The sequence below is a fragment of the Phenylobacterium sp. genome (genome assembly GCF_036501465.1).
Taxonomy (GTDB): domain Bacteria; phylum Pseudomonadota; class Alphaproteobacteria; order Caulobacterales; family Caulobacteraceae; genus Phenylobacterium.
In genome coordinates this window covers 38,664-52,042 of record NZ_DASYAF010000138.1, presented here as the reverse complement: position 1 = coordinate 52,042, position 13,379 = coordinate 38,664, and the positions used below count along the sequence as shown (strand labels likewise).

10 protein-coding genes are annotated in these 13,379 nt (G+C 68.1%); 3 read left to right on the top strand and 7 right to left on the bottom strand.

Annotated features, from left to right (window positions below; genetic code table 11):
* Positions 1 to 10: 10 nt before the first annotated feature.
* The 4 genes from VGL85_RS14475 to VGL85_RS14460 form a co-directional block, all read right to left on the bottom strand.
* The gene (locus VGL85_RS14475) at positions 11 to 601 is read right to left on the bottom strand and encodes an NAD(P)H-dependent oxidoreductase (protein ID WP_331589659.1); all 591 of its coding nucleotides are present in this window, start codon (positions 599 to 601) and stop codon (positions 11 to 13) included.
* A 24-nt stretch (positions 602 to 625) separates the two neighbouring features.
* Positions 626 to 2,353 carry a class I adenylate-forming enzyme family protein gene (locus VGL85_RS14470; protein ID WP_331589733.1) on the bottom strand — a complete coding sequence of 576 codons (1,728 nt, stop codon included), beginning with the start codon at positions 2,351 to 2,353 and terminating at the stop codon, positions 626 to 628.
* A gap of 212 nt (positions 2,354 to 2,565) precedes the next feature.
* The gene (locus tag VGL85_RS14465) at positions 2,566 to 3,891 is read right to left on the bottom strand and encodes an acyl-CoA dehydrogenase family protein (protein WP_331589658.1); all 1,326 of its coding nucleotides are present in this window, start codon (positions 3,889 to 3,891) and stop codon (positions 2,566 to 2,568) included.
* Between the two features lie 94 nt (positions 3,892 to 3,985).
* On the bottom strand, positions 3,986 to 4,753 hold the full coding sequence (locus VGL85_RS14460) for a crotonase/enoyl-CoA hydratase family protein (RefSeq protein ID WP_331589657.1): 768 nt from the start codon (positions 4,751 to 4,753) through the stop codon (positions 3,986 to 3,988).
* 82 nt (positions 4,754 to 4,835) lie between these two features.
* Here VGL85_RS14460 and VGL85_RS14455 point away from each other — a divergent pair, with 82 nt between their 5' ends.
* Complete coding sequence (locus VGL85_RS14455; protein WP_331589656.1) at positions 4,836 to 6,089, top strand: serine hydrolase domain-containing protein; 1,254 nt, start codon at positions 4,836 to 4,838, stop codon at positions 6,087 to 6,089.
* 9 nt (positions 6,090 to 6,098) lie between these two features.
* Here the strand turns inward: VGL85_RS14455 and VGL85_RS14450 are convergent, their stop codons facing one another.
* Entirely contained in the window at positions 6,099 to 7,655 is a 1,557-nt protein-coding gene (locus VGL85_RS14450; protein WP_331589655.1) for an MATE family efflux transporter, read from the bottom strand.
* 103 nt (positions 7,656 to 7,758) lie between these two features.
* Entirely contained in the window at positions 7,759 to 9,183 is a 1,425-nt protein-coding gene (locus VGL85_RS14445) for an amino acid permease (RefSeq protein WP_331589654.1), read from the bottom strand.
* A 276-nt stretch (positions 9,184 to 9,459) separates the two neighbouring features.
* Between VGL85_RS14445 and VGL85_RS14440 the strand changes: the two genes are divergently transcribed.
* Entirely contained in the window at positions 9,460 to 11,544 is a 2,085-nt protein-coding gene (locus VGL85_RS14440; protein ID WP_331589653.1) for a redoxin family protein, read from the top strand.
* A gap of 207 nt (positions 11,545 to 11,751) precedes the next feature.
* Here the strand turns inward: VGL85_RS14440 and VGL85_RS14435 are convergent, their stop codons facing one another.
* Positions 11,752 to 12,399: a helix-turn-helix domain-containing protein gene (locus tag VGL85_RS14435; RefSeq protein WP_331589652.1), complete on the bottom strand. Its 648-nt coding sequence runs from the start codon at positions 12,397 to 12,399 to the stop codon at positions 11,752 to 11,754.
* A 157-nt stretch (positions 12,400 to 12,556) separates the two neighbouring features.
* On the opposite strand from VGL85_RS14435, the gene VGL85_RS14430 reads away from it, so the two are divergent.
* Positions 12,557 to 13,360 carry a UDP-2,3-diacylglucosamine diphosphatase gene (locus VGL85_RS14430; protein ID WP_414695267.1) on the top strand — a complete coding sequence of 268 codons (804 nt, stop codon included), beginning with the start codon at positions 12,557 to 12,559 and terminating at the stop codon, positions 13,358 to 13,360.
* Positions 13,361 to 13,379 lie beyond the last annotated feature (19 nt).

Here is a 13,379-nt window from a genome sequence, read left to right as displayed (position 1 = left end):
CTTTCCCTTTCTAGACCGACGCCTTGGCGCCGGTTTGTGCGCGACGCATCTGGGCGAACTCCATCACCTGGTCGGCGACGGTGGCGACCTGGCCCGCGTCGCGGGCTTCGCGGAAGGCGCCCGCCTCGTCGAACAGCCTGGCGGCGTTGAGCGCGGCGCCGTAGGGCGTCGGCCAACCCCGCATGGCATGTATGATGCCGCGCACCGCCATCAAGGTCGTGCCGCCCGCCTGGGCGCCGTCGGCGGTGATGATGATCCCCACCGGCAGCCCGTGGAAATAGGGCCGCGCGTCGTCGCGGGTCAGCTCCAGGGTGTCGAGCGCGTTCTTCACCACCCCGCTCAGCGAGCCGTGGTAGCCGGGCGTCGCCAGGATGATCCCGTCGGCCTGGCAAACGGCCTTGGCCAGCTCGGCCTGCTCGGTGCTGGGGCCGGCCGGACCGGGGTTGAAGTGCGGCAGCCGCTCCAGGAATTCGCCGCCGAACAGCCGGGTCCGCGCGCCAGCTCCTTCGGCGACTGACAGCGCATGGACCAGCGCGCGCTCGGTGGACGAGCCCGACCGCGGCGTGCCGCCGATGCCGACGATGAGGACGCCCGAACTCATACCGCCCCGCTCATTGCGCCCTGCTCATGCCGCTTCCGTCTCGCCGGCGAACACCGACTTCAGCTGCGTCTTGATGATCTTGCCGTTGGCGTTGCGCGGCAGGGTCTCCGGCCAGAAGACCACCTTCACCGGAACCTTGAAAGCCGCAAGCCGGGCGCGCACCCACTGGCGCAGCTCCGGCTCTGTCGCCGACGCGCCCGGTTTCAGGTGGACGATGGCGCCCGGCTCTTCACCGAGGGTCTTGTGCGGGATGCCGACGATGGCGGCGTCCATCACCGCCGGATGCTCGTAGAGGGCGTTCTCCACCTCCACGCTGTAGATGTTCTCGCCGCCGCGGATCAGCATGTCCTTGGCCCGGTCGATGATGAACAGGAAGCCTTCCTCGTCGATGCGGGCCAGGTCGCCGGTGCGCAGCCAGCCATCGACGAAGGTCTCGGCGGTGGCCTCAGGCTTGTTCCAATAGCCCTTCACCACCTGCGGGCCCTTGACCCACAGCTCGCCGAGCGCGCCCGCCGGCAACACCGTCTTGCCGTCGGCCGGATCGCGCACCTGCATCTCGCCCACCGGGGCGGCCGGCCCGGCGCTGTCGGGGCGGTTCTCGTAGTCCTTGCCGAGGTGGCTTGTGAAGGTGGCGGTGGTCTCGGTCATGCCCCAGCCGTTGCCGGGCTGCGAACCCGGGAAGATCTCGGCGATGCGCCGCACCAGTTCCGGCGCGGACGGCGCGCCGCCATAGGTCACACTGACCAGGGACGACAGGTCGTACTTGGCCCGCGCCGGATGCTCGATCAGCTGCCAGGCGATGGTCGGCACCCCGCCGGTGGACATCACCTTCTCGCGTTCGATGAGGCGCATGGCCGGCTCGGCGTCCCAGCGACGCATCAGCACGATCTTGCCGCCGGCGTTCATGGTCGGGCCGAGCGTGGCCGACAGGCCGGTGGCGTGGAAGAACGGCACCACCAAGAGCGTCACCCGCTGCGGCAGCTTGTGCGGATCGCTCTCCGGCAGGGGCTGGCCGGCGCGCAGGAAGTTGCGCGTCGCCGAGATGCCGCCCGCGCCGACGTTCGAGGTCATGTTGCGGTGCGTCCCGAGCGCGCCCTTCGGCTTCCCGGTGGTGCCGGAGGTGTAGAGGATGGTGGCGTCGTCCTCGGGGTCCAGCGCCACATCCGGCAGCGGCCGCTCGGGCAGGGCCGCCCAGCCGTTCACCTTCCCTATGACGTCTTCGAGGGCGTGCACCTTGGCGTGGGCCGGGGCGTCGGCCAGGCGTGCGGCGTAGACCTTCTCCAGGCCGGTCAGCCCATCCAGATATTCGCCGGTGCGGCCCAGGCGCTCGTCGTCGACAATGGCGACCTTGGTCCCGGAATCGGCCAGGCCGTACTCCAGCTCCGGCCCGGTCCACCAGGCGTTCAGCGGCGTGACGATCGCGCCGACCAGCACGCCGGCGAAGAAGGCCACCGGCCATTCCGGCAGGTTGCGCATGATGATCGCGATCCGGTCGCCCTTCTGCACCCCATCGGCCTGGAGCTGGTGGGCCAGCGCGAGCGTGGCGCGGGCGAAGGCTTCGTAGGTGGCGCGCTCGTCCTCGTAGACCAGCGCCTCGCGCTCGGGGAATGTCCGGGCGTTGAGGAAGATGTCGCGGAGCGTCGGCGGCGCGTTCTTCCAGACCCTGGTCACGATCCCGCGGATCGGCGTCTCGACGATCTCGAACCGCTGGCCGGGCGCGGTGAGTTGGGCGTGCGCCTCGGCGATGGACATCACGGGCCAGGAATTGTTGCTCACACCTTCACTCCAAACACGACTGTCATCCCGGTTTCGCGGCACGCGAAGACCGGGACCCATACGCTCCGCATCGCAGAACGGATCGCGGTGTCGACGCTGCATCACGCCTTGAGCCGCCGAGTCCATGGGTCCCCGACAGCCGCTGGCGCGGCTTCCGGGATGACACCTAAGTAAATGATGGCGCGTGTCTAGACCCGCGTCGTCTCCCGCCGCTCGGCGTAGGCGGCCTTCAGCGCGGCCAGTTCCTTGGCGTACTTCTCCTGCGCCGCCTCGCGCAGCTTGGGGATGTGGTAGGCCGGGAAGAGGTCGTTGTCGGGCGCGTAGTCCTTCAGGACCTGCTTGGCGAGCGTGACCTTGTGCACCTCGGTCGGCCCGTCGGCGATGCCCATCACCAGCGATGAGGTCACCATGTGCATGAACGGCATCTCGTTGGAGACACCCAGCGCGCCGTGCAGGTGGGCGGCCTTGGTGGCGATGTCGTTGTAGACCTTGGGCATCATTACCTTGATGGCGGCGATGTCCTTGCGGACCATCTGGTAGTCCTGGTGCTTGTCGATCAGCCAGGCGGTGCGCAGCACCATCAGGCGGAAGCTTTCCAGCTGGATCCAGGAATCGGCGATGTCGGCCTGGACCATCTGCAGGTCGGCGAGCTTGCCGTCGCGGGTGGTGCGCGAGACCGCGCGCTTGCACATCAGCTCGAGCGCGTTCTTGCAGGCGCCAACCGTGCGCATGGCGTGGTGCACGCGCCCGCCGCCCAGGCGCACCTGGGCGATCACGAAGGCCGCGCCGCGCTCGCCCAGCAGCGCGTCATAGGGCAGGCGCACATTGTTGTAGCGGACATAGCCCTCGTTGCCGCCGCCGATGTCCCCGCCGGCGCCCACGCCCACGTTGCGGATGATCTCCACACCGGGCGTGTCGGTGGGCACCAGGAAGATCGAGGTGCGCCTGTAAGGGTCCTTGGCGTCCGGGTCGGTGACCGCATAGAGCACCAGCACCTTGGAATATCGCGCGTTGGTGGAGAACCACTTCTCCCCGTTGATCACCCACTCCTCGCCGTCGAGCACCGCGCGGGTCTTGAAGGTCAAGGGGTCGGAGCCGCCGGTGGGCTCGCTCATGGAAAAGGCCGAGCGGATCTCGCCGTTCAAGAGCGGCCAGAGGTACTTCGCCTTCTGGGCGTCGGTGCCGTAGTGGGCGATGATCTCGGCATTGCCTGAGTCCGGCGCCTGGCAGCCGAAGACGGTGGGGGCCAGCGCGTTGCGGCCCAGCTTCTCGTTCATCAGCCCGAGCTTCAGCTGGCCGTAGCCCTGGCCGCCGAGCTCCGGGCCCAGGTGGCAGGCCCACAGCTTCTGGGCCTTCACCTTCTCCTGCAGCGGCTTGATGAACTTCTCGCGGCCCAACGAACTGAACGCCGCCATGCCCAGGTGCGAGAGCGGCTCGACCTCCTCGGCCATGAACTCTTCGATCCAGTCGAGCTTCTTCTGGAACGCCGGATCGGTCTCAAAATCCCAGGCCATGGTTTATCTCCCAAGCGCTCGGTTTTTCGAATTATGAGTATGGATTGAGCGTCGAGCCATTATCAAACGGCTGTTCGAGTGACGCAACGTCGCTCTAGAACGCCCCGCCGCGCCCCTCGCCAGCCGCGAAGCGCGCGGCGCCTTCCTGGCTCTGGCCGGAGCGCAGGGTCTCCATCCCGAGCGCGATCTCGGCGGCCGTCGCCTGGTCCCAGTCCAGCGCCCACTGGCCGATCGCCGAGCGCCGGTCGTTCCTCATGCAGAGCTGCGGGAAGGCCGACAGGCGACCGGCGATCTCCAGGGCCTTGTCCAGCGCCCCGCCCTTGGGTGCGAGATAGTTGGCGAGGCCGATAACGTGGGCCTCTTCCGCCGACACCGGGCGGCCGGTGAGGATCAGGTCCATGGCCCGCGACGCTCCGATCAGCCGCGGCAGGCGCACGGTGCCGAGGTCGATCAACGGCACGCCCCACCGCCTGCAGAACACCCCGAACACCGCGCCCTCGGCCGCCACGCGCAGGTCGCACCAGCAGGCCACCTCCAGCCCGCCGGCCACCGCGTGGCCCTCGACGGCGGCGATCACCGGCTTGCCGAGCGAAAGCCGCGTCACGCCCATCGGGCCCAGGTCGCCGTCGCGATGCACCGGGTTGCCGCGCCCCTCGGCCACGCCCTTCAGGTCCGCGCCCGCGCAGAACGCCCCATCGCGGCCCTGCAGGATGGCGACGTCCAGGGCCTCGTCGGCGTCGAAGGCCTTGAAGGCGTCGTAGAGCGCCCGCGCGGTCGGCCCGTCCACGGCGTTGCGGGCCTGCGGCCGCTCGATGGTGACGATCAGGGTCCGGCCGCTGGTCTCGGTGCTCACGGTATCCATTAGGGTCTCCTTTGACGCGAGGTGACGCTTGCGACCGGGCGGAAGGCAAGGGCAAGAGGGAGCAACAGCGGAGGACGTGCGTATGGGCAAGGCCAAGGACCTGGGGTTCTCGAAGGAGCGGCTGGCGCGGATCGAGCGCCACATGCAGTCGAAGTACGTGGGCCCCGGCAAGATCCCCTGCGCCCAGATCGCCGTCGCCCGCGACGGGGAGACCGCCTACGAAGCCACCATCGGCCTGGCCGACGTGGAGCGCGGGACCCCGCTCCGCGACGACGCGGTCTTCCGCATCTATTCCATGACCAAGCCAATCACCTGCGTGGCCCTGATGATGCTGGTCGAGGAAGGGCTGATCGCCCTGGAAGACCCGGTGGCCAAGCACATCCCGAGCTGGGCCAACCTCGGCGTCTATTCGGCGGGCGTCGGGCCGTTCCTCGCCACGCCCTGCGCGCGGCCGATGCAGGTGGTGGACCTGATGCGCCACACCTCGGGCCTGACCTACGGCTTCCAGAGCCGCACCAACGTCGACGCCGCCTACCGCAAGATCGAGCTCGAGAACGCCCACGGCGGCCGCGACCTGGAGGGCATGATCGCCGAGCTCGCCAGGATGCCGCTGGAGTTCTCGCCCGGCGAGGCCTGGAACTACTCGGTCTCCACCGACGTGGTGGGCTACCTGGTGCAGAAGCTCTGCGGCAAGCCGCTCAGCCAGGTTCTCAAGGAGCGCATCTTCGATCCCCTGAAGATGGTCGACACCGGCTTCTTCGTCCGCGAGGACCAGCGCCACCGCTTCGTCGCCTGCTACAGCGCCTCGGCCGAGGGCGCCATGAACCTGCAGGCCAAGCCCGGCGCAGCGCTCACCCTGAACGATGACCCGACCACCAGCGCGTTCCTCAAGCCCCCGCCGATGGAATCCGGCGGCGGCGGGCTGGTCTCGACCACCGCCGACTACCTGCGCTTCGCCAACATGCTGGCCAACGGCGGCGAGTTGGACGGGGCGCTCATCCTGTCGCCCATGACGCTGCGGCTGATGGCGTCCAACCACCTGCCCGGCGGCGCCGACCTGACCGAGCTGTCGCGCTCGCTGTTCTCCGAGAGCACCTTCGCCGGGATCGGCTTCGGCCTGGGTTTTGCGGTGGTGTTCGATCCGCCGAAGACCCTGATCCCCTGCTCCAAGGGCGAGTTCTACTGGGGCGGCGCGGCCTCGACCGCCTTCTGGGTCGATCCGGTGGAGCACATCACCGTGGTGTTCATGACCCAGCTCATGCCGTCCACCACCTGGCCAATCCGCCGGGAGCTTCGGACCCTGGTCTATTCCGCCCTGATGGAGAGCCGGGCCTAGGCATCATGCCTAGGCGCCGGAGACGCCTTCGGCGGCGAAGCCGAGCTCGCGCTCCTCTTCGCCGATGATCGCCTCGCTCTCGTCCATCATCGGCTGGCCGAGGCCGGTGTCCGGCGCGTCGGCGCTGGGCGTCAGGTCCAGCATCCGGGCGCGCCGCCAGCTGCCCCAGCCATTCCAGAAGTAATAGCCGGCGCCCAGCGTCAGCGTGGTGAGGCTGCCGGCCGGGAAGGCCAGCCAGATGGCGTCGGCTCCGAGGTGCGGCTCCAGAATCTTGGCGATCGGCACGCGCACGGCCCACAGCGAGACGATCATGCCGATCAGCGGCGGCCAGACCGCCCCGGTGGCGCGCACGATGCCCGAGAGGATGAAGGCCACGCCGAAGGGGATGAAGCCCCAGAGCGCGATCATGTTGATATGCACGGCGATCGGCAGCGAGGGGCTGTCGGCGCGCAGGAAGGCCTGCAGGACATAGGGGTCCAGCGCCTCCAGCAAAAGGATCGGCACGCCCGTGAACAGGATGGCGTAGAGCGCCCCGATCCCCGCCACCCGCTCGACCCGGTCCATCTTGCGCGCGCCGACGTTCTGGGCGGCCATGGACGAGACCGCCGCGCCCAGCGCCATGGCCGGCATCTGCACATAGGTCCACAGCTGCGAGGCCGCGCCATAGGCCGCCGAGGTGTGCACCCCGTACTGGTTGACGAAGCTCAGCATGGTCACCGCCGCCAGGCTGATGACCATCATCTGGATGCCCATGGGCGTGCCCTTCACCACCAAGGCCTTGATGATCGAGAAGTCGGGGATCAGCAGGCGCCAGTCGGTCGGCCGCAGCACCAGGATCGAGCGCTGGCGGTAGAGGTGGATCACCATCATCGTCAGCGTCACGCTCTGGGCGATCAGGGTCGAGGTGGCCGACCCCGCGATCCCCATCTTCGGAAACGGGCCCAGGCCCATCAGCAGCAGCGGGTTGAGCACGATGTCCATGCCCACTTGCAGCAGGGCGAAATAGAAGGGCGTGCGGGAATCGCCCGTGCCCCGCTGGGCCATCATCACGAAGTTGAAGAAGAACATCGCCGGCATGGCGCCGAAGATCACCCGCAGGTAGGCGATCGCGTCGACCTGGGCCGCGGCCGGGGTCTTCATGGCCATCAGGATCTTCGGCGTCAGGATCCCGCCGGCCACGCCCACCATCAGCGAGATGACGGCGAAGAAGGTGATCGACGTGCCCACCACCTTGTGGGCCAGGGCCTCGTCCTTCGCGCCGATCGCCTGGCCGATCAGGATGTTGGCCGCCATGGTCACGCCGAAGGCCGCGCCCAGCATCATGAAGAAGATCTGGTTGGCGTTGTTGGTGGCCGTGACGCCGTTCTCGCCCAGCACCCGGCTGACCCAGAACATGTTGGCCGTGGCGTTCAGCGACTGCAGGATGTTGGAGCCCAGCACCGGCAAGGCGAAGCTGATCAGCGTCTTGCCGATCGGCCCGACAGTCAGGTCGGGCCCCTTGCGGCCGAAGCCGCCCGGGCCGCCGCCGCCTGGCCTTCCCGCGCCTGATCCGGGCCCTTGCGCCACGCCTCAGCTCCTCTCACGGCGTCAAACAGTCGTTCGTCGGGTCTCCGGATAGACCCGTTGCGCCGCTCAGGCCAAGCGGCGTCTTGGCACAGACCCCGCGCGTTCAGGAGCCGACGGCTTCGTCGATCGCCCTCAGTCGGCTGCCGGTGCGGCCGAACAGCAGATAGACCACCACGCCGATGGCGTTCCAGGCGAAGAAGAACTCGATGGTCTTGGTCGACAGGCTGGTGAACAGGTAGAGGCAGCCCAGCACCGCCGCCGGGCCGATCAGCCAGACCAGCGGGGTGGCGAACGGCCGCGGCAGCTGCGGCGCGCGCCGGCGCAGCACCATCACCGCCAGCGCCGTGGCGATGAAGGCGCAGAGCGTGCCGGCATTGGCCAGGGATGCGATCTCCGACAGCGGCATGATCCCGCCCACCGCCGCCGAGATCAGGCCGGTCATGATCGTCACCGTGGCGGGCACGCCGCGCTTGTTCACCGCCGACAGCACGGTGGGCAAAAGGCCATCGCGGGCCATGGCGAAGAACACCCGGCTCTGGCCGTACATCATCACCATGATCACGGTCGGCATGGCGACCACCGCGGCGCCGGCGATCAGCGAGGCCATCCGCGGCTGGCCGATCTGGTTCAGCACGAAGGCCAGCGGCGCGGCGTCCTTGGAGAAAACGCTGTAGGGCGAGGCGCCCAGGGCGCAGGCGGCGACCACCATGTAGATGATCGTGCACAGCAGCATCGAGCCCACGATGCCGATGGTCAGGTCGCGCTTGGGGTTCTTGGCCTCCTCGGAAGCCGTGGAGATGGCGTCGAAGCCGTAGAAGGCGAAGAAGATGATCGCCGCGGCGCCCATCACCCCATATTTCTTGCCGTCGATCTCATGGGCGCCATAGCCCTGCGGCGCGAAGGGATGGAAATGGGCCGCGTCGAAGTGCGGCAAGGTCAGGGCCACGAAGATCCCCAGCGCCACCATCTTGATGCAGACCAGGATGAAATTGACCGTGGCGCTCTCGCGCGTGCCCACCAGCAGCATGCCCGTGACCACCAGGGAGATGAAGATGGCCGGCAGGTTCATCAGCCCGCCCGCGTCCGGCCCGGCCAGCAGGTTCTCCGGGATCGGGATATGCGCCGAATGGATCAGGCCGGTGGCGTAGCCCGCCCAGCCCACCGAGACCGCGCTGCACACCAGGGTGTATTCGAGGATCAGGCTCCAGCCCACGATCCAGGCCACCAGCTCGCCGAGCGTCATGTAGGAATAGGCGTAGGCGCTGCCGGCCTGCGGGCTGAGCGAGGCCATCTCGGCATAGCAGAGCGCCGCGCAGGCGCAGACCAGGCCCGCCGCCGCGAACGACAGGATCACCGCCGGACCGGCCAGGCCCGCGGCCACGCCGGTCAGGGTGTAGATGCCGGTGCCGACGATCGCGCCGACCCCCAGCGCCATCAGGTGCGGCCACCCCAGGGTGCGCTTCAGGTGGTTTCCGACGCCTTCGGGCTGGACCAGCAAGATGGCCTTGCGGCGGGTGATGAAACTCATGAAGGCCCCCGGGACGTTTGGCGCGCACCATGGCCTGCGCCGGACACCCGCGCCAAGAGCCATGCCACACCCGCCGGTTGACGCCGGCGTCAACTTCCTCTGCGGGAGTGGAAATATTCCTGAAAAAACATTAGCTTAAAAGATGACAAAACCGAAACCTTCCACCAGTGGATTCGACCCCCTGAACGGTGTTAAGTTAAGGGCTCGATAGGCTCTCCGCGCGTATCCTCCCACGCGCTGGCCGAACGAGCACAAACCTAGGGGATTGATGCGATGATGTCTGCGCGACTTGGCGTGTTCGGAGCGGCGGCGAGCGCCCTCCTGATCTATGGCTTTTCGACCGTCCCGGCGGCGCCCAGCGCCGGCGAACAAGGCCAGGCGACGGCGGCCACCGAGGCGATGACGCCGCAGCGGATCGACAACTTCATGCTGGTCGACGCCCAGAAGCTGGAAGCCCACGAACTCTACCGGATGAGCGACGACAAGGCGATCGTGCTGATCTCCACCGGCGTCGGCTGCCCGATCGCCCGGGCGATGACGCCGGCGATCAAGGCCCTGCGCGACAAGTACGCCGCCCAGGGCGTCGAGGTCATGCTGATCGACTCGAACCTGCAGGACAGCCGCGACGCCATCGCCGCCGAGGCCAAGGAATACGGCATCGACATCCCGATCCTGATGGACAGCAACCAGATCATCGGCGAGGCGCTGGGCGTCAACCGGACCATGGAAGTCTTCGTGATCAACCCGAAGTCCTGGCAGGTGGTGTACCACGGCCCGGTCAACGACGCGGCTGACTACGGGATCCAGAAGGCCGTCGCCAAGCCCTTCGCGGACAACGCCCTGGCCGCCCTGCTGGCCGGCAAGCCGGTCCCGGCCGCGACCCAGGCCTCCAAGGGCTGCCTGGTCGACTTCCCGGCCCGCGCGAAGAAGACCCCGATCAGCTACGTCAAGGACGTGGCCCCGATCCTCGAAGCCAAGTGCGTGGCCTGCCATGAGGAAGGCGGCATCGGCCCCTTCGCCATGAAAGACTACGCCACGGTGAAGGGCTTCTCGCCGATGATCCGCGAGGTGCTGCGCACCGACCGTATGCCGCCCTACAACGCCGACCCGCACGTGGGTAAGTTCTCCGACGACAAGAACCTGTCGCCCGCCGAGATCAAGACCATCGTCCACTGGGTCGACCAGGGCGCGCCGCGCGGCGAGGGCAAGGACCCGCTGGGCGCCGTCAAGCATGTGGCCGCCGAATGGCCGCTGGGCAAGCCCGACGCCATCCTCGACATCCCGGCCTACACCATCCCCGCCTCGGGCGTGGTGGACTACCAGCACCCGTGGGTGAAGAACCCGGAGACCGAGGGCAAGTGGCTGCGGGCCTCCACCGTCAAGGTCGAGAGCCGCCAGGGCGTGCACCACGTGCTGACCGGCTACCTCAAGGACGTGCCCCAACCCGGCCAGCAGGCCTTCGAGAGCAAGTGGGGCGTTTCGGTCGGCGGCTACGCCGTCGGCGCCGAGAGCGAGATCGCGCCGAAGGACGTCGGGACCTATATCCCGCCGGGCGGCGCCATCGGCTTCCAGACCCACTACACCCCGTTCGGCAAGCAGGTGACCGATCACACCAAGATCGCGCTCTACTTCTACAAGGACAACCAGAAGCCCGACCTGGTGATGCATAATTCGGTGATCGTGAACAACGCGATCGTCATTCCGCCGAACGATCCGCACCACGAGGAAGTGGGCTATCTGAGCTTCCCGAAGGAAGCCCTGCTCTACGCCGCCTTCCCGCACGCCCACTACCGCGGCGCGATGTCGGACCTGTGGATCCGCTATCCGGACGGCAAGGAGAAGCTGCTTCTGTCTCTGCCGCGCTACGACTTCAGCTGGCAGCGCGACTACACCTTCGCCGAGCCGATCAAGGTGCCGGCGGGCTCGAAGCTGATCGCCCACTTCATCTACGACAACTCCAAGCGCAACCCGCACAACCCCGATCCGAGCAAGCAGGTGGTGTGGGGCGATCAGTCCTGGGAGGAGATGTTCTACATGGCGATCCGCTATCGCTGGCAGGACGAAACCTCCAAGCACATGGTCAGCTACGACGACGACCTGAACAAGAACCGCCTGATGGGCATGCTCGACTCCAACATCGACGGAAAGATCGAGAAGTCAGAGTTGAAGGGCCAGATCGGCGATCAGATCCGCAAGTACTGGGACGTGCTCGACGCCAACCACGACGGCTACATCGACGCCAACGAGCTCGCCGCCATGGAAAAGATGGGCGGCCAGCGCCGCCGTCGCGAAGCCGCGGCGGACAGCAAGCCGGCGGCTCCGGCCGCGGCCGCGGCCACCCCGACGGCGGGCGGCAAATAGGCCCGGCCGCTACGGATTGAGTTGAGGAAGGCCCGGTGGAAACGCCGGGCCTTTTTCTTTGTCCCTTCTCCCCCTGCGGGAGAAGGTGTCAGCAAGGCTGACGGATGAGGGGTCTCGCCGGGCCGTCAGCGAGGAGGCGGATAGGGCCATCAACCCCTCATCCGACCTACTTCGCAGGCCACCTTCTCCCGCAAGGGGAGAAGGAAGTCAGTCCCACAAGTCCTGCACGTCGCCCTTGCGGTTCAGCATGCGCACGGCGCGCTTGACCACCGCCAGCAGGCGTTCGCGCCGCGCCGGCTCGTCGTAGGTCAGGGCGCCCTTGGCCATGCCTTCCAGCAGAAAGCGGCCGAGGTCGCGGCTGGTCTGGAAGCGCGCGTCGGCGCCGGCCTGGGCCAGGGCCCCGAACCCACCGCCAACCTGGGCGCGGTCGAAGGCGGCCTGGGCGGCGGCCAGGCGCGGCCGCAGCATCGGCTCGGTGCGGGCGGCGGCCTCCAGCTCGGCGAAGGCGACGAAGGCCTGGGTGTGCAGCAGGGTCCAATAGGCGTCGATCGCCGCCTCCGAGGCGTCCTGCCCCGGCCCGGCCGAGGCCTGGGCGGCCGAGGCGCGGGCGGCGGCCTCGAACAGGCGCGCGCGCTCGATCTCGATGTGCGCCACGGCCGCCTCCACCAGCTCCTCGCGGGTGGCGAAGTGGTAGAGCATGGCGCCGCGGGTCAGCTTGGCGGCGTCGGCGATCATGCCGTTGGTGGCGGCGTGGTAGCCGACCTCGGCGAACAGCCGCGTGGCGGCGTCGAGGATGCGCGCGCGGGTGCGCAGCGACTTGGGCGTCGCCCGGGCGGGGTTGGTTCTGGCGTCCATCTGGGCCAAGGCTTGTGGCGAGCTGGGGAGGAGAAGCTCTGGCCGCAAGCCCTAGCGAGTCTTGGCCGGGCGCGAAAGGCCGCAGCGGCGCCTTCGCAAAACCGACATCAAATCAGTCCACGGCTGCGCGGAAGATGGGCGACGAGAGAGGTCGTGCGTGACCGAAGCCGCAGTGCGCCACTACCGGTCCGTGTTCATCTCCGACGTGCACCTGGGCACGCGGGGCTGCCAGGCCGACCTGCTCCTCGACTTCATCCGCAACATCGAGTGCGACACCCTCTACCTGGTGGGCGACATCGTCGACGGCTGGAAGCTGCGCTCCGGCTGGTACTGGCCGCAGGCGCACAACGACGTGGTGCAGAAGATCCTGCGCATGGCCCGCAAGGGCGTCGCGGTGATCTATGTGCCCGGCAATCACGACGAGGTGGTGCGCGACTTCATCGGGGTGCATTTCGGCGGCGTGGTGGTGGCGCGCGACGCGATCCACGAGGCCGCCGACGGCCGCCGCTTCCTGGTCACCCACGGCGACGACTTCGACGCGGTGGTGCAGCACGCCAAGTGGCTGGCGCTGCTGGGCGACTGGGCCTATCGGGCCTTGCTGGCCTCGAACACCCTGATCAACCGCGTCCGCCGCAGGCTGGGCTTCGGCTACTGGAGCTTCTCGGCCTTCGCCAAGACCCGGGTGAAGAAGGCGCTGCAGTTCATCGAGAACTTCGAGCAGGCGGTGGCCGACGAGGCGCGCCGGCGCGGCGTCGACGGGGTGATCTGCGGCCATATCCACAAGGCCGAACGGCGGATCATCGACGGCGTCGAATATCTCAACGACGGCGACTGGGTGGAAAGCTGCACCGCCCTGGTCGAACACGCCGACGGGGCGATGGAGATCCTGGAGTGGGCCAAGGCGCGCGGCAGGCCGGCTGTCGCCGGGCCGGTCGAGGTCGCGGAACCGCTCGCCGCCTGACCGGTTTCATACTCAAGCT